Here is a 16,580-nt window from a genome sequence, read left to right as displayed (position 1 = left end):
GTCGGAAGCTGACATTATGTCAAAAACTTCGCCACAGTATCATAAGCAATGCCTAGAATTATAACAGCCATCTTGTTTATAGTGAGTGTATCAACTGCGCTAGCCAATCCTACATCTAGTGTTCTTATCAAGAATATTAAGATAATCGATTCCCAGACAATACAAACTGATGTTGATCTGCTAATAGTCGATGGAGCCATTCGCAAGATAGCCCGCGATATTGATGATAAAGATGTTCATTTAGTTATAGATGGTACTGATTCAACGCTGATTCCCGGTTTTGTAGCCACTCACAATCACCTGCACATGCCCGGCGCCACTTTTCTCGGCAAGGCTGGGGCAAAGCTTTATCTGGCTGGTGGTGTCACCACCATGCAAACCACTGGCGCTGCGGAGCCTTTAAAAGAGTTGCAACTGAAGCAAGTCATTGAGCAGGGCAGAGTTGCTGGACCGGATATCGTAACAACGGGCCCCTATTTTACCGGCCCTGATGGTAACGACGCCATGGTACGGATCACCGATGAGCAGGCAATAGATAGGGAGATTGAAGAATGGGTGGATAGAGGCGTCAGCTGGTTTAAGGTTTATCGCCATACCACCGAGCCTCAACTGAAAGCCATCATCAACTCTGTGCATAAACGTGGGGCAAAAGTGACTGGTCATCTGTGTAGCATCACCATGCAGCAGGCAGCTGAACTGGGAATTGATGCGATTGAGCATGGCTTTATACATGCCTATGATTTTGCCGAAGGCAAAACAGCGGGCGAATGCGATGGCAGCAATAACTATCGAAGTTCTCTGGATATTCAGGGCAAACAGTTAGAACAGTTACACAAGACACTGATAGCGAACAAAGTGGCTATCAGTTCCACGCCTTCCATCTTTGAAGCGCAAACACCTAATACACCGATTAATCCAGCCTTTAAGACGTACCTTGCTCCGCATCTTTTAGAGCGAGCTGAAAACTATCTGCAAAGGAGAGAGAAAGCAGGTGACAGTTGGTACTTTAAACGCGAATGGTTGGATAGAACCCTGCAACATGATCGATTGTTTCTACAGCGGGGAGGCCTGCTCACTATAGGCCCTGATCCAGGGCTACACAGCATTCCCGGTTTTGCCGACCAACGTAATTTTAAACTGCTTGTCGAAGGTGGCTTTACCATTCAGGAAGCTATTCAAGTCATGAGTGCCAATGGCGCAACCTCGTTAGGCTTTGCTGATAGAGGTTATGTCAAAGAAGGCTATCGTGCCGATTTGATTTTGGTCGATGGTGATTTAGAAAATGCTCCCCACACTATTAACAATATAAAACTAGTCATTAAAAATGGCGTCACATACCAACCGCATGAATTACGCAAAGGTTTGGAAGGCCAGTTAGGAAAAACGGTAGAAAGAGAATAAGGAAGAGAGGCAGGCAATGAAGATTAAAACAATGAGAACTAAAGTTAAAACAAAAACTAAAACAATCGGTCTTTTGTTATTGGGTTGTTGCATGGCTTTCAACTCGGCTCAGAGTCTATCCCAAGAAAGCAAAAAAATAGCAGTCACTATTGATGACCTTCCATTCACAGCAAGCACCAATAAGTCACTGGAAGAAAAGACCGAGTTGACTAAAAAGTTACTGGCAAGCCTGAAGAAACATAATATCGAAGCTGTAGGATTTGTGAATGAGGAAAAACTGTTAGTGGAGGGTGAAGCGGATGGGCATATCGCCATTCTGAAACAATGGCTCGAAGCAGACATGGAACTGGGTAATCATACTTTCGATCATTCCGGAATGCATCAAACCTCATTGCAAGACATGAAGGAATCCGTCATAAAAGGTCGAGTGGTCAGCGAATGGCTATCAGAAAAATATAACAAACCTTACCGTTATTTCAGACATCCTTTCACCCAGACTGGTAATAGTGTTGAAGAGAAAGCAGAGTTTGAAAGCTTCTTAAAAAAGCAAGGACTCGAAGTTGCACCCTTCACCATTGAACATACCGACTACCTGTTTTCCTGTGCCTATGATAGAGCTAGACTCTCTGTAAAGAAACGGGCATCAGAAGATATTGCCCAGATCAAACAAGACTATCTTCAGCATCTCAGCGATGCCCTAGATGCATTTCAAACCATGAGCGATGAATTATTCGCAAGACAGGTCCCACAAATCTGGTTGATACACGCCAATAGCATCAATGCCGAAACAATGGATCAGCAACTGGAACTTCTCAAAGCAAGAGGCTATGAATTCATAACATTAGAACAAGCTATGCAAGCTCCCGCCTATCAAATCGAAACAGCTCCTAGCAAACGCTACGGCCCATCATGGTTAATGCGCTGGGCAAAACAACTCAAGAAAGAATTATCAGTTTATGGGCAACCAGAACCACCCGAAGGAGTCATGGCTGTATATAAAGAGTTGTGTCAGTAGAAGTAAATTACGAATTTGCGGTTTCTAGAAAGAAGAGCTTGGGAGCATGCCAGCCCGGTTATTTGCAAAAGTGGCATTCACTGATTAGTATGACTTGAATAATTCGAAGAAATATAGCCTGACAGGCTTTATGGATAATTATTCAGGACACAATATGAAAACTAAATACCTTCTAGCTCTTCTTTTGGTTTTGCCATTCTACGCACACGCGACTTCCGTCATTTACTCTGAGGAATTGCAGTTCGACAATTGCAGTACACCCAAAGAGGTTCCTATTGTTTACTGTAAAAAAGACGAAGATACAGCGATCATTCAGATTGATGAAAGAAGTAAACTAATAGGCATTGTCCTTGGTAACAATACTCCAAAACCATTTTCTGTTAAGCCCTTATCAGAAGATGGCACAACAAATTATTTCAATGTGCTCAGTGAGAAAATTGACGAGGATGTTAAGGTTCCCGAATATGAAACGCCCATAACAATAATAAAGAGCCTCATGGAGCAGGATAATAGTCTCAGCAAGAATATTGTTTCGGCAAAGCAATACCAGCCTGAGATAGTCAATGAACTGACTGCATTACAAGAGCTGCTTGTTGATAATGCTCGAAAATTTACAGGGGAGGTTGCCGGTCCAAGGGAACCCATGTATTTGTTCTCGAAGGGAAATGGTTATCAAGAGTGTGAAGAACTTACTCCCGGCACCTGTCCTTTTATGTCCTGTGGTGACAACCATTATCTTTTATTTGATCGCAATAAAAAGCTCTTTCTGCCTATAAGCTACACCCGAAACAGTAAGGGAGAGGCAAAATTCACTAAAAATGACCCAGAAGCCATGAAGGTTTGGGGCTTGTATGCAACTTTTATACGATATAACGAAGAGTATAAGCACTCTCGTCTTACTGCTGCTCGTAAGGTTCCTGAAAATCTACAGAATAATGTCACTACCTACTTCACTTTTCAGGATCCAGACTTTAGCGAGTATCTTAAGGACATCATTGGACAGTGCCCATCAAGTTTCAAAGATGACATCATATCCCTTGGTGCTCAGACTAATGAAGAGCGCTCTGCAATAGCGTATGTTCACCTGGTTGAGAAAGTAAACGGGAAGATCACCAGCCAGTACATAAACAAGGCATTCCTACCGGCCGGCATTCGTCTCAATAGGAATTCCTATTTCACGCACGAAGCCTTGGAAGATATGTCCAGATTTGAACCGGGATCCGTTAAGGCTATATCTGAAAGCAAGGCTAAAAATCTTTTAAAAAAAGCTAAGGCAATGAAAAATATGGCCTGGTCACAAACTCAAGATGGTGCTTTTGCCCGTGCGGAGCTAATGGTGGATATGTTTGAAAAAGAGGGAATCATTGCTGATAAGGCGTGGGCTTCCGGTTACCTCAAAAGTAAAATAAATAAAAATCCCTGGTCTTATCATGTTGCACCTATCGTCTATGTTAAAGGAAGCCGTGGAAACGTTGATAAAATGATCATTGATCCAATGATCGCTGATCATCCAGTATCAATCGCTCAATGGTTGTCATTAATGGGCATTACTAACCCAGATACCGTATATAGTGTCGGATTTCCCGTGTCATTAGATGCCAAAGATGTGGGAATGATTTCATTTGCTATCACCAATCGTGACGCATTCCACCCGATAGTTGTAAAGAGTATGTCCAAAGAAGAACGAATTAAAGAAGCCCGCAGAACTCTAGCTAAACTGGAGAAAGGGTAATAAGTGAGAATGTATAATGAAAAAACTCGCAATTATACTGATTTTGATACTTGTAGTTGTTGCGAGTTATTCAGCTGTAATTTATTACATGGTTTCAAAGACACCATTAACCTATACAGAAACTGATATCAATAAGGACGGTTTTGTCTCATTATCAGAAATTGATTATGTGAGTAATTTTGCAGTTCGTACCATTATAAAGAACGGCCAAGAGTGTATTGAATACTATGCTCAAAAAGATGGGCTCACATTGAAATTAGAATGTAATTAATAATGGTTAGGTTAATCTAATATTATAAATGGAGTTTGAAATGCCTTACCAATCAAATGACGAACTACCTGAAAGCGTCCGAAATAACCTGCCCAAGCATGCCCAGGATATTTACCGAAAAGCCTTTAACTCTGCTTGGGATGAATACAAGAATCCCGAGGACCGAAGAGGAAACGACAGTCGCGAAGAAGTTGCCCACAAAGTCGCCTGGTCCGCGGTAAAAAATGAATATCACAAGGAAGAGGGGGAATGGGTTAGGGACGAATCTTAGAGTAAGCCCTAATTGAGTTTCTGTAAGTATTTTTAGTCGGATAATCTGTAATTCACTCTGATAGCGTAATATACTTTAACGCCTCTGCTGGCTTGACTTGTTAGCCGCTGCTGGTTTCTTTTGCCCTAACTGAATGCACAACCGGTAGTAAGCTGCCAATGCTTGGGACTCGCTGGTTGGCGATGGTGCAAAACAAGAAATCGGAGCACTTAATGCAGAAACAAAGCAAAGAAAATCAATTGCACCAATTGATTTATAAAAATTCAAGGGCTCACCATAATCAGCATCTGCGAATGCACCATGCAGAATCCCGTGCCTGTTGGTATTATCACTCAGTGAATAATTGTTTGAGTTGATATAAAGATGATTGTCTGTGAACTCGATGAAGGCATCCATTATTGAAACAATTTCACCCACAGCTCCGATATTATTAGTTGTTACATCGTCCTTACAGTCAATAGCTAAGTTTTGAAAAACACTCTTTATACTTGTAACTGCAACCGAACGACTATCTGCTAATTTTCTTCCAGCTCCCTCAATCACAGGCATTAGACCTGAAACGGCAATGTGATTAAGGCCGAGAAAATGAGCCTCTACGGACTCGGCAATAATTTCATGATACTCATTGATATATGGAACAGCGTGGTAACGTTCAGAAACCATAGCTGACAAATTTTCAGGTGAATAAATTTGCGCAAGGTACGGGGCAAGCGTGCTTTCACATACGTTGTTGTCATTAATTTGTTTGGCGATATTGCCAAGAAATTCTAGCTGGACATATGGAGGTATAAACCAACCGACATTGTTAAATGTTTGTTTATGAAAATCCAAATTATTCACTTTTCTCTCCTTGGCGACTAACGCTTTGCTTTGGGGCAGCCGGAACAGAGCGTAGCGGCGTGTAGGCTGTCCCAGCCACGAAGTGGCGACAACAGCAACTTGTTAAGTGTGATTAACCGTCCGCCCATTCGCTGCTCGCTGATATGTGTTGTGGCAATGTAGATACAACCTCGTCCGGCCCTTCAACATCCCACCCCATAACACAACAACCACATGCGTTTTGGTCAGAGATGAACATTAGCTTATCTCGATTTTCTTCTATCCAGGATTCCGCCAGCTCCACCTCGCCTGGATTATCTATCAATGCACAAATCGTTGCTCTCATGTTTTTTACACTTAACATTATATTACCGGACATCTCCGATAACCTATTGATTTAAAGTAATTTATTTTTAATGTCCGTTTTTACGGCTAATACCATATAAAACCGGACATTCCTGTTCTGGTATCTCTTATTATATTAAGTTTACAGACACCATGGTCAACGACCTACAGACCTTATAGTAATTAGCTCTTTTGTAATTGCAATGCTTTTTTAGTGTGTAGCTAAAACCAACAAATAGGACAAGAAATGTCTGGTTTGACTTTTTACGGCTTGTTCGAAATTATCTGTGCTCAAATAAGTTCTGCTAACAAACCTAGAAGGGGCGTCTATATTGTTTAAGTAAAAGGGTTTAGCGGGTACGAAAACAAGTTTTACTGATTCTGGTATTGAGTAAATGTGTGAGAGGGGGTAAAGAATTTTGAGGAAAAATGGTGGGCCTTCCCAGACTTGAACTGGGGACCTACCGATTATGAGTCGGGTGCTCTAACCAACTGAGCTAAAGGCCCATTTTTCCATGTGTAGTGAATCAGGCGGTGCCTAATCGTTCTACAAATTTAGGATGTGTTTCTTGAGAAAGAACGCGCAGGAGTTTACGAGAAATCTCCTGCGCTTGCAATATTTATGCTTGGTTTTATTCGTCTAGCTTATTCATCAAGCCTATTCATCAAGATAGGTACGAAGCTTTTCCGAACGGCTTGGGTGGCGTAGTTTACGCAGTGCCTTGGCTTCGATCTGACGAATACGCTCACGGGTGACGTCGAACTGTTTGCCGACTTCTTCCAGAGTGTGGTCAGTGTTCATGTCGATACCGAAACGCATACGCAAGACTTTCGCTTCACGTGCCGTTAGGCCAGCCAGAATTTCATCAGTGACTTCTTTCAAGCTTTCGCCTGTTGCCGCGTCTACTGGTGAGTCGATAGTGCTGTCTTCGATAAAATCACCTAAATGCGAATCTTCATCATCACCAATCGGCGTTTCCATTGAGATCGGCTCTTTGGCAATCTTAAGCACTTTACGGATTTTGTCTTCTGGCATTTCCATGCGTTCTGCCAATTCTTCAGGCTGTGGCTCGCGGCCCATTTCCTGTAGCATCTGACGAGAAATACGATTCAATTTATTGATGGTCTCAATCATGTGAACCGGAATACGGATGGTGCGCGCCTGGTCGGCAATCGAACGTGTGATTGCCTGACGAATCCACCAGGTTGCATAAGTCGAGAACTTATAACCACGACGGTATTCGAACTTGTCGACTGCTTTCATCAAGCCGATGTTACCTTCCTGAATTAAATCGAGGAACTGTAGGCCACGGTTGGTGTATTTTTTGGCGATGGAGATAACCAGACGTAGGTTAGCCTCGACCATTTCTTTCTTGGCGCGACGGGCTTTAGCTTCACCAATCGACATTTCGCGGTTAGCTTCTTTAATTTCCATCACACTTAAGCTACAGCTTTCTTCAATTATTTGAAGTTTGCGCTGTGCTTTGAGAATTTCTTCGGCATGTTCAGCCAAAGGTTCTGAGTATTTGCTTTTCTTTGTAACGTGTTGCTCGATCCAGCTTGGATCAGTCTCTGAACCTGAGAAGGTTGAGATAAAGGTTTTACGCGGCATACGAGCGCCGTTAACTGACAACATCATGATGTAACGTTCTTGCTCACGGATGCCGTCCATTTTTTGGCGCAAGTTAGTAACCAGAAAATCAAACATTCTTGGTGCCAGGCGAAGTTGCATGAACAACTCTTTCATGGCTTCTAGCTGCTTGATGGTTGATTTGTGTGTGCGACCGTACTTATCAACTGCTTTAACGGTTTTGTCGTATTGCTTTTTCAACTCGGCAAAACGCGCAGCTGCTTCTTCTGGATCCGGGCCAGTATCGACTTCGGTTTCTTCTTCGTCGTCGTCATCGTCGTCAGCATCATCATCGCTGTCCAATTCCTCGCTGGCACTGGCTGCGATCTGGGCTGCTTCTGACTCTTCCTGAACAAACTCTGCTTCTTCTCCGTCAGAAAAGCCAGTCACGATTTCAGTCAGGCGAACTTGTTCTTCTTGGTAAAGCGCGAATTCTTCTAATAGAATTCGGATGGTGTCAGGATAGTTGGCGATAGCGCCTAGAACCTGGCGAATGCCTTCTTCGATGCGTTTTGCGATATCAATCTCGCCTTCGCGAGTCAGTAGCTCAACACTACCCATTTCACGCATGTACATACGAACTGGGTCAGTGGTACGACCGAATTCACTGTCTACGCTGGCCAATGCAGCTGCAGCCTCTTCAGCGGCTTCTTCATCGGTTACCGATTCGTCATTCATCAATAACTCATCAGCATCAGGAGTGGTTTCATAAACCTGAATGCCCATGTCATTGATCATGCGAATAATGTCTTCGATTTGCTCGGGATCAACGATATCCGGTGGTAAGTGGTCATTCACTTCGGCATAAGTGAGGTAACCCTGCTCTTTACCGCGAGCGATAAGTAACTTTAACTGTGACTGTTGCGAATTCTCTGACATCTAGAATAACCTTTGTAGGGCCCGCAAGATATTTTGCGAGTCAAAAACCAAGCGACGGCTTGCGCATAGCGAACCGCGAATTATACAGAATTTGCCCCCGTTACAGCAAGCGCTACTTATTGGCGCTATTACTGTTGGAGCTTTGTTTGGCCAGCAATAGTAATTGCCGGTATTCGGACTTTTCCTGATTGGTTAGACCTTGTTCTGCCGCTTTATGTTGCAAATAGTCCACCCGAATCTTACGGGCGTGCAATAAGAGGCGATTAATACAATCTTGTAGTTCCTGCTGCTCATTACCTTGGATGCGCTCTTCGCGCTCGCTCATGGCTAAGCTGGCCAGGCGATCATACAGCTTGGTATTGTCGCGCCAGTGCTCAAGCAGCATACTTGTATTGATCTTGGGGGTTTTATGAATAATTTCAAGTAATTGGTGCAAAAGTTTTGAGCCTTTATCGGGCAATGTCTGCAGCCAACCGTAATTATTAATGGCTAATGCCAGGCTCGGCTGTTGTAGCAGCAGGGTGATAGCCAGTTGCAGCGTTTTGTTGGCTTTCGGGCTCTGTGGTGTGCTTTTTTCCGGTTTCCGCGGGTGTTGTGGCTGAGTTGGAGCCTCAATAATGGCGGCCAGTTTGCTCTCGGATAGATTGGCTTTTTCGGCCAGAGCACTGCTGAAAAACTCGTGATATATCGGGTCTGTGATTTTATCGAGATAGGGTTTAGCCAGATGCACCAGCTGCCCGCGTCCCGAAACGGAGCCCAAATCGACCTGAGAAGACAGGTGTTCGAGGATAAACTCGAATAATGGCGTAGCTTCACCAATCATCTGTTCAAATTGCTCTTTGCCTACTTTGCGGACCATCGAATCCGGATCTTCGCCATCGGGCAGGAACATCAGGCGGATTTCACGCCCTTCGCGCATTTGACTCAGGCCATGCTCGAGTGCGCGTAGCGCGGCATCACGGCCAGCTCTATCACCATCGAAGCACAGCACCAGCTCGCGAGCCGCACGGAAAAGCTGTTGCAGGTGACTGCTGGTGGTGGCGGTACCCAGCGTGGCGACCGCATAATTAATGTCGAATTGAGCAAGCGCTACAACATCCATATAGCCTTCGACGATAAGCAAGCGACTGAGCTTACGATTGGCCTGGCGTGCCTGATACAAGCCATAGAGTTCATTACTCTTATGAAATATTGGGGTTTCAGGTGAATTGAGGTACTTGGGTTCGCCCTGGCCCATGACGCGGCCACCAAAAGCAATCACCCGACCTCGTTTATCTTTAATGGGGAACATGATGCGATCGCGGAAGCGGTCATACAGTGATTTATCTTTGCGGATCAGCATGCCGCAATCGACCAATTGCTGCTGCAGCTTCTTATCCTGCTGTAATTTGGGGAACACGGTTTCCAGATTGCGCCACTCCCCCGGCACATAGCCAATAGCGAACTGCTTGGCGATTTCACCGCTTAAACCACGGCTTTTCAGGTAGTCTATCGCGGCTTTATTGTTTTTTAGCTGCTTTTGGTAGTAATTGGCGACTTTTTCCATCAGGTCATAGAGCGATGTGTCGACTTTAGGTTTGTTGGACACCGTTTCTTCGCGCGGCACTTCCATGCCCATCATGGCAGCCAGTTCTTCCACCGCATCGGGGAATTCCAGGCGGTCATATTCCATCAAGAAACCAATCGCATTACCGTGCAGGCCACAACCGAAACAGTGATAGAACTGCTTGTCCTGACTGACTGTAAAAGAAGGGGTTTTCTCGCCATGGAAAGGACAGCAGGCTTTATAGTTAGCCCCGGTTTTTTTCAAAGGCACACGCGAATCAATCAGGTCGACAATATCAACCCGAGCTAATAATTCGTGTATAAAGTGTTGCGGGATCAGGCCCATTGAGTACTTATAATTAGGTAAGGCTTAATTGGGCAATCATAGCAGAGCTACTGGTTTTAACATAGTCTGCGAATTCGAATAGTTCTTCGTTTGATGGGGTTAATGAAAGAGTCGATAGTGGCAAATAGCACCAATAATCCCTTTTATATTGAGCTAAGCCATGTACAAAATATAGCAATCAAAATCTTGGATGATTTTGATAAGAATTTTCAGCACAGGGATGTGATGTAAATTCTGGTGCGTTAAGTATTTTGGGGGTGGCGAAGGGAGTCACGCGAAGCGTGGCCTCAATATACGGGTGGTCTTCTTTTGGTTACTTTTCTTGACCACGCAAGAAAAGTAACTCGCTGAGTAGCGAAAACATTATTGCAGGGGTGGTAAAAGTCACTGGATACCGTGGTCAAGCCACGGTATGACGGAACAAGAATAAGCAGGGAAAAATTATCCCAGACGGCTTTTGATTTTTCCGCTGACTTGTCCCATGTCGGCACGGCCTTGTAATTGTGGCTTTAGAATGCCCATTACTTTGCCCATGTCTTTAATAGATTCTGCGCCAGTGCTGCTGATGGCCTGATCGATAAGATCGGCAATTTCGTCATCAGTTAATGGCTTTGGAAGGAATTCTTGAAGAACTTCTATTTCGGCTTGTTCGACGTCGGCCAGTTCTTGGCGGCCAGCATCTTCATACTGCTTGATAGACTCACGACGCTGTTTAACCATTTTATCTAAAATGGCAAGGATAGCGGTGTCGTCTAGCTCAGTACGGGTATCGACTTCAACTTGCTTAATAGCAGACAGGACTAAACGTATTGTTGACAGGCGAGCCTTTTCTTTGGCGCGCATGGCATCTTTCATGGCTTCTTTGATTCGATCATTGAGAGCAGACATGTGTTAATCCTTATAGCTAATAGAATTTAGGCTTTGACCCGGAGCAAATCCAGGAAAAAGCCTAAAACAACTATTAATACAAGCGGATGCGACGAGCGTTTTCGCGAGATACTTTTTTCGCTGCACGCTTTACTGCCGCTGCTTTTTCACGCTTGCGTACAGATGTTGGCTTCTCGTAGTATTCACGCTTACGAACTTCCGCCAAAATACCTGCTTTTTCGCATGAGCGCTTGAAGCGACGTAATGCAACGTCAAAAGGCTCGTTATCTTTTACTCTTACGCTTGGCATTAAAAATCACCTAACCTTAAAATGTAGTTTATTAAAAAGTAAATAAAATCAGTACGTTACAATTGGCGAGACGTGAGAATCACCAAGAGGGCGCAAATTTTAATCATTTTTTGATCAAAAAGCAAAGAGAATGCCATTAAATATTGATTTAAAGCGGAATTAGTTGAGCGCGGGAATCTATTGTGACTCTCGCTATATCTGATAAAGTCCATTAAAATTGCCCCTTGCTTGATGACGGGCTGGCTCATAGCTCCGTTAGCGCCATAACTAAACGCTGATTATAAGGTTGTAACTTGATGAAAATACTGGGTATTGAAACTTCTTGCGATGAAACCGGCATTGCTATTTATGATAGCGAGCGGGGCATTATTGCGGATGCGTTATACAGTCAGGTCAAGTTACATGCCGAGTATGGTGGTGTGGTGCCGGAATTGGCTTCGCGCGACCATGTACGTAAAACGATCCCATTGATTAAAAAGGTCATGGCTGAAGCGGGCTGTACTCAGCATGATATTGACGCGATTGCCTATACCAAAGGTCCTGGCTTGATTGGTGCGCTATTTGTCGGTGTCGGCATTGGCCGCAGTTTAGCTTATGCATGGGATGTTCCGGCGATTGGTATTCATCACATGGAAGGGCATTTATTGGCGCCGATGCTGGAAGATGAGAAACCTGACTTCCCCTTTGTCGCCTTGCTGGTGTCAGGTGGGCATACCTTATTAGTGGATGTGCAAGCCTTGGGCCAATACACCATCTTAGGTGAGTCGATCGATGATGCAGCGGGCGAAGCGTTTGATAAAACCGCCAAGATTATGGGCTTAGGTTATCCTGGCGGCCCTGCGCTGGCGAAGCTTGCGGAAAAGGGGCGCCCTGGCATTTATAAACTGCCCCGTCCTATGACTGACCGGCCCGGACTGGACTTCAGCTTCAGTGGCTTAAAAACGGCGGTGGCCAACCTCTATCGTGGTTCTGATAAGTCGGAACAGGATATGGCCGATATTGCGTATGCCTTTCAGGAAGCAGTAGTTGATACCATTTATATTAAGTGTCGACGAGCTCTGGAGCAAACTAACCACAAGTATCTGGTTGTTTCGGGCGGAGTGAGTGCTAACATTGCTTTGCGCCAAAAGCTTTCCGATTTGCTGGAAAGCAAAGGCGGCAAGGCCTATTACCCTCGTCCACAGTTCTGTACCGACAATGGTGCCATGATTGCTTATGCCGGGTATTGTCGTTATCAGGCGATCCTCAACCAGCAGGGACAATTCGAAGAGCCGGTCATTCGCGCGCAGCCACGCTGGCCGATCGCTGACTTGAGTTAGAAGATTGAATTAAGCTATTTTATTTCTAAATGCTAGTCCAGTTGCGAATTCTTCTTGGGCTATGTTCTTGGTTTTTGGTGGGGAGCTTTAAAACTTCTTCGGCATTAAGCCCATTGAGAGGGTTGCTGGTAGGTAGCAAGCTGTATTGCTTTTGCAGCTGGTAGGTGTGTAGAGCATAGTTTATCGCTCTATCAAATTGTTCGATACATTCTGCATCTAGTTGTGAACGCACTTGATTGAGACTTTTGTTAAATACCTGTTGATTGCTGGTGTCAATACGAGGCTCAATAGTCTGTTGTTGGCAGCCTATGGTTGTTCCTGTGATTAGTATTTCTATAGTTATTATTCCTACAAGCGCAAGCCTTCCTAAAGCTTTCATGCTATTTCTCCGTTGCTATATGTTATTACTGCTCTCTTGCTGTTATGTTTTATCGCAAGTTTGTTATGTTGTTATGTCGCTTTTATTTTAATTGTGTTATCCACTAAAAAAACCGACTCGTATGAGTCGGAATATCTAGTGGTAGAGCATCAGGGGCAGATAATCTCTTTTATTAATTGGTTTTGCAGCTAAACCTATTTCTGAACAAGTGTATGAGTTTTACGAGTGTTGATATCTTTAATCACCCATTGCAAGCTCTTATCATTGGCACGCATATAATCTTCAGCAGTCAGTTCAATCGCAACATCAGGGAAGATTGCTTCCTTGTCTCCGTCTTTAAAGCGGTACATTCTTTTCGAATAAGTCACGATGAGGCCTGAGTTTGGCAAGCTGAACTGCCACATGTCCTGATAGCCAGTAGGCTTTGAACCGGTAGGCTGACCAACCAGGGTTGCATTCAACAGTTGCGCATACTGGGAAGCGTTCGACATAGCCGCTGAGTAGGTTTCATTATCGATCATGACGTAAACGCCTGACTTCCAGTTAATGCTGTTAGCGAGTACTAACACCTGTGCTAGCTTAAGTCCTATAAAGAAGTCGCCACCTTCATTACCGCGTAAATCAATAATGATGTTTTCGGTTTTGTAGTGATTGACGAAGCGTAATAGTTCGGCTGACATCTCATCCATTTTAGTCATCGAGCTGTATTTCTCGAAGTTGACGTAAACCGTTTTACCTTTGTCGGCAGCACCGTACCAAAGATCATCATCAACACCACCATAAGGTTTGAACGGCAACTTTTGTTTGAAGTTTATGCGCTGAGTGATTTGCGTATTTTGGCTGGCCGATAGGTGATACTTGAAATTTTGTTCAAGGTTTTTAAAGGTGAACTCAACATCTTTTTCATCATTGATGATATCAAAGCCACGTAATAGCTCGGCAGTCATCATATATTGGGCAACACGGATGGGTGTGGAATAGTCGTTTTCTGCAAACGGGACTACTTCAGCAAAGAGTTCATAAATGCGTTTAATGGGAGTGCCATTAATAGCAACCAACTCGTTGCCGATTAAATTAGCGTACTCATTGGATGAGCCTGTTACCAGAACTTCATTGTTGATGACTTTGAGTTCCAGCGGGAATTTTTGGTACTTCTGATCCCATAAAGGAATAGTGGTGTGGCCGTCGCCGACTTTGTGGGTCAGACGCATCAGCTCAATAACGATCTCTTCATGAGATAACGAGGGAAGTTGGCTTTTGATAGAGTTGATTTCACGTTCGAAATCTTTATAAGTCAGCTGGTGATACAGGTCGATATGCTTTTCTTCAAGAGTTCTCCAGTAGGCATCAATGTCCTGGCTCCATTTCTCGGCATCTGTCTGACTAACCGCAGCTGCAGAGAAAGAAGTAATAGCCGCAAATAAGGGTAGGGCTATAAGTAGTGACATTGCTTTTTTGCTGAAAATCTTCATTCTGGACCCTCCTGGTCGGCTATCTAATTGAAGAAGTTGTATCATTTACCAAAACTGTCAGGATTTTTTACATCTCAGTGATGTCTATAATATACCTGTCAGGATTTTTTACAACTAGTTCCGCTCCATAAATGTAAAAAAATTTGACACCTTTCTCGGAAATCTCTTCTCCTTGTTAGAAAATCGCTTAATATTTAACCATATAAGCATCAATCTGACGTGAATTTCAAATGAACTTTGCTGATCAAATGTAAAACCTGTGCCAGCAAGTGATTTGGTCACAAAATTGGGGGGCTGTTATTTTAAAAACAAGAGGTTAGGTTAGTTGTAGACGGTGTCTTATCAGTTGCACTATTAGTACAATCAGAACCGATGTGAACATTAAAATAGCGAAATTAAGCGGTGTACCATCGAATAATAGGCCTAAAGCCGGCCCCGCAAGGGCGCCGCTGCCGAAGCGTAAGGTGCCAATTACTGCGGTTGCGGTGCCGGTTTGTTGGGGAAACTGGTTCAGAATCAGCCCATCTGAGTTGACAGTTATCAATGCCAGCGAGCCAATCAGAGGGAATAAAGCACCAACAGTCCAATACAATGGCCAGCCAAAAACAGTGACCAGAACCAGGCATAAAGCAAAGATATTGGCCGTTATAGTTCCAATCATCAGCATTCTTGCAGAACCAGCGCGTTCAACCGTGCGGGTGTTGATAATGTTGGTCATCATTAATGCCACAACATTAGCACCGAACAAAATACTGAACTTACCTTCGGTGACGCCAAAATACTCGATATAAACGAATGATATGGTGGTGATATAGCAGAAAAAGCCAAAGGAACCCATCATCGAGCTGATGATATTGAGCCTGGAGGCTGGGTGGCTAAATACGAGTTTGTAGTTGCTGGCAAATTCATGCAACCAGTTACGGTCGGAGCGCAAAGGTAACCCATGCGGTAGTTTCCATAGCACTAGCAGCAGAATCAGAATCGCATAGCCGGCTAGGCTCAGGAATATCGTTCGCCATACCGACAGCTCCAATATGACGCTGCCAATCCCGGGCGCAATCATCGGCGCAACCATCATAATCAAGCTGACGTAGGATAAGCCTTTGGCTGTGTGTTCTTTATAGAGGTCACGGATAATACCGGGCACAACTACGGTCGCACCGCTACCAAAGGCTGCTTGAAGAAAGCGAAGACTGAGGAACTGATTTATTGACTCAGAAAACGCGAGCAATAATGAAGTTGCGATAAAGCCAAGCAAGCCCACTAAAGCTACTTTACGCCGACCAATCCGATCCGCGATGGGCCCAAACATCATCATTCCCAAGGCATACCCCGCCAGATATAAACTCAAGGACACCTGAATTGCACTCGATGATGTACCTAATTCTTTAGCGATGATGGGCATTGCCGGCAGATACATATCAATGGCCAATGGCGTAATCGCCACCATCGAGGCGAGCAGGGGAAGCAATTGAGATATGCGTGTTTGGCTCATAGGAACGTTAATTAATAAAATAGAGTGAGGAGTATATTAAGATGCTAAGTACGACATAAAGAATATTGACGTAAAAAAGTCTCTTGTCATTATCCCTTGCGTGAAAAGTGTCGATAATTGCCTGCCTTAGAACATAAGTTAGTAAGATATAGTGAATTGCAGGAACTATATGATAGTAAAAAGGAAAGTCGGAAACCTCTTTCTCGTAAAAATATTTTAGTAGCCAGTTTAGTTCTGCAAATGTACCCAATATGCCAAGAATACTGTTTATGAATATCCAGAGAATTGCGTCTCTACCAAACACTGAGCGGTAGTACAGCAAATAAATTAGGGGAAAAAAGCCTCCCAAAAATAGGAAATAGGTTAAGTTTATATCCCTTTGGATATAGGTCTCATTGAAGATAACTGGCAGAATAGCGAATACAACAATTATAAATAGACCATACACCTTCACCCATGGCAATTGATCACCTTTTCGATATAT

14 protein-coding genes and 1 tRNA gene are annotated in these 16,580 nt (G+C 43.9%); 6 read left to right on the top strand and 9 right to left on the bottom strand.

Annotation, left to right across the window (positions count from 1 at the left end; all coding sequences use genetic code 11):
- Positions 1-48: 48 nt before the first annotated feature.
- From KKOR_RS10975 to KKOR_RS10955, 5 genes are all read left to right on the top strand, one after another.
- On the top strand, positions 49-1,401 hold the full coding sequence (locus KKOR_RS10975) for an amidohydrolase family protein (protein WP_015781198.1): 1,353 nt from the start codon (positions 49-51) through the stop codon (positions 1,399-1,401).
- 16 nt (positions 1,402-1,417) lie between these two features.
- Positions 1,418-2,416, top strand: a complete 999-nt coding sequence (locus KKOR_RS10970) for a polysaccharide deacetylase family protein (protein WP_015781197.1) — start codon at positions 1,418-1,420, stop codon at positions 2,414-2,416.
- 154 nt (positions 2,417-2,570) lie between these two features.
- Positions 2,571-4,148, top strand: a complete 1,578-nt coding sequence (locus tag KKOR_RS10965) for a protein-glutamine glutaminase family protein (protein ID WP_015781196.1) — start codon at positions 2,571-2,573, stop codon at positions 4,146-4,148.
- Positions 4,149-4,164: 16 nt separating this feature from the next.
- Positions 4,165-4,419 (top strand): hypothetical protein, encoded by a 255-nt coding sequence (locus tag KKOR_RS10960; RefSeq protein ID WP_015781195.1) that lies wholly within the window; start codon positions 4,165-4,167, stop codon positions 4,417-4,419.
- A gap of 40 nt (positions 4,420-4,459) precedes the next feature.
- Positions 4,460-4,690 carry a ChaB family protein gene (locus tag KKOR_RS10955; protein WP_015781194.1) on the top strand — a complete coding sequence of 77 codons (231 nt, stop codon included), beginning with the start codon at positions 4,460-4,462 and terminating at the stop codon, positions 4,688-4,690.
- A gap of 75 nt (positions 4,691-4,765) precedes the next feature.
- On the opposite strand, the gene KKOR_RS10950 is transcribed toward KKOR_RS10955, so the two are convergent.
- The 6 genes from KKOR_RS10950 to rpsU all read right to left on the bottom strand — a co-directional run bounded on the left by KKOR_RS10950 (position 4,766) and on the right by rpsU (position 11,431).
- Positions 4,766-5,530 (bottom strand): hypothetical protein, encoded by a 765-nt coding sequence (locus KKOR_RS10950; RefSeq protein WP_015781193.1) that lies wholly within the window; start codon positions 5,528-5,530, stop codon positions 4,766-4,768.
- A 754-nt stretch (positions 5,531-6,284) separates the two neighbouring features.
- Positions 6,285-6,361 (bottom strand) — tRNA-Ile (locus KKOR_RS10940).
- Between the two features lie 151 nt (positions 6,362-6,512).
- Positions 6,513-8,363: an RNA polymerase sigma factor RpoD gene (gene rpoD, locus KKOR_RS10935; protein ID WP_015781191.1), complete on the bottom strand. Its 1,851-nt coding sequence runs from the start codon at positions 8,361-8,363 to the stop codon at positions 6,513-6,515.
- Positions 8,364-8,475: 112 nt separating this feature from the next.
- A complete protein-coding gene (dnaG, locus tag KKOR_RS10930) occupies positions 8,476-10,254 on the bottom strand; it encodes a DNA primase (RefSeq protein WP_015781190.1) in 1,779 nt (592 codons plus the stop codon).
- Between the two features lie 441 nt (positions 10,255-10,695).
- A complete protein-coding gene (locus tag KKOR_RS10925; RefSeq protein ID WP_015781189.1) occupies positions 10,696-11,142 on the bottom strand; it encodes a GatB/YqeY domain-containing protein in 447 nt (148 codons plus the stop codon).
- A 73-nt stretch (positions 11,143-11,215) separates the two neighbouring features.
- Positions 11,216-11,431, bottom strand: a complete 216-nt coding sequence (rpsU, locus tag KKOR_RS10920; RefSeq protein ID WP_015781188.1) for a 30S ribosomal protein S21 — start codon at positions 11,429-11,431, stop codon at positions 11,216-11,218.
- Positions 11,432-11,727: 296 nt separating this feature from the next.
- On the opposite strand from rpsU, the gene tsaD reads away from it, so the two are divergent.
- Positions 11,728-12,750: a tRNA (adenosine(37)-N6)-threonylcarbamoyltransferase complex transferase subunit TsaD gene (gene tsaD, locus KKOR_RS10915; protein ID WP_015781187.1), complete on the top strand. Its 1,023-nt coding sequence runs from the start codon at positions 11,728-11,730 to the stop codon at positions 12,748-12,750.
- A gap of 25 nt (positions 12,751-12,775) precedes the next feature.
- On the opposite strand, the gene KKOR_RS10910 is transcribed toward tsaD, so the two are convergent.
- The 3 genes from KKOR_RS10910 to KKOR_RS10900 all read right to left on the bottom strand — a co-directional run bounded on the left by KKOR_RS10910 (position 12,776) and on the right by KKOR_RS10900 (position 16,096).
- On the bottom strand, positions 12,776-13,129 hold the full coding sequence (locus KKOR_RS10910) for a hypothetical protein (RefSeq protein ID WP_015781186.1): 354 nt from the start codon (positions 13,127-13,129) through the stop codon (positions 12,776-12,778).
- A gap of 194 nt (positions 13,130-13,323) precedes the next feature.
- On the bottom strand, positions 13,324-14,601 hold the full coding sequence (locus tag KKOR_RS10905; RefSeq protein ID WP_015781185.1) for a S41 family peptidase: 1,278 nt from the start codon (positions 14,599-14,601) through the stop codon (positions 13,324-13,326).
- A 316-nt stretch (positions 14,602-14,917) separates the two neighbouring features.
- The gene (locus KKOR_RS10900; protein ID WP_015781184.1) at positions 14,918-16,096 is read right to left on the bottom strand and encodes a multidrug effflux MFS transporter; all 1,179 of its coding nucleotides are present in this window, start codon (positions 16,094-16,096) and stop codon (positions 14,918-14,920) included.
- Positions 16,097-16,580 lie beyond the last annotated feature (484 nt).

Source organism: Kangiella koreensis DSM 16069, from assembly GCF_000024085.1.
GTDB lineage: Bacteria > Pseudomonadota > Gammaproteobacteria > Enterobacterales > Kangiellaceae > Kangiella > Kangiella koreensis.
This window is presented reverse-complemented; position numbering and strand designations above follow the sequence as displayed.

Bases quoted from the DNA above. Each gene is read 5' to 3' on its own strand.
- KKOR_RS10905 (WP_015781185.1), bottom strand. From the start codon at position 14,601: ATGAAGATTTTCAGCAAAAAAGCAATGTCACTACTTATAGCCCTACCC.
- KKOR_RS10975 (WP_015781198.1), top strand. From the start codon at position 49: ATGCCTAGAATTATAACAGCCATCTTGTTTATAGTGAGTGTATCAACT.
- rpsU (WP_015781188.1), bottom strand. From the start codon at position 11,431: ATGCCAAGCGTAAGAGTAAAAGATAACGAGCCTTTTGACGTTGCATTA.
- tsaD (WP_015781187.1), top strand. From the start codon at position 11,728: ATGAAAATACTGGGTATTGAAACTTCTTGCGATGAAACCGGCATTGCT.
- KKOR_RS10925 (WP_015781189.1), bottom strand. From the start codon at position 11,142: ATGTCTGCTCTCAATGATCGAATCAAAGAAGCCATGAAAGATGCCATG.
- KKOR_RS10960 (WP_015781195.1), top strand. From the start codon at position 4,165: ATGAAAAAACTCGCAATTATACTGATTTTGATACTTGTAGTTGTTGCG.
- KKOR_RS10970 (WP_015781197.1), top strand. From the start codon at position 1,418: ATGAAGATTAAAACAATGAGAACTAAAGTTAAAACAAAAACTAAAACA.
- rpoD (WP_015781191.1), bottom strand. From the start codon at position 8,363: ATGTCAGAGAATTCGCAACAGTCACAGTTAAAGTTACTTATCGCTCGC.
- KKOR_RS10900 (WP_015781184.1), bottom strand. From the start codon at position 16,096: ATGAGCCAAACACGCATATCTCAATTGCTTCCCCTGCTCGCCTCGATG.
- KKOR_RS10910 (WP_015781186.1), bottom strand. From the start codon at position 13,129: ATGAAAGCTTTAGGAAGGCTTGCGCTTGTAGGAATAATAACTATAGAA.
- KKOR_RS10965 (WP_015781196.1), top strand. From the start codon at position 2,571: ATGAAAACTAAATACCTTCTAGCTCTTCTTTTGGTTTTGCCATTCTAC.
- dnaG (WP_015781190.1), bottom strand. From the start codon at position 10,254: ATGGGCCTGATCCCGCAACACTTTATACACGAATTATTAGCTCGGGTT.
- KKOR_RS10955 (WP_015781194.1), top strand. From the start codon at position 4,460: ATGCCTTACCAATCAAATGACGAACTACCTGAAAGCGTCCGAAATAAC.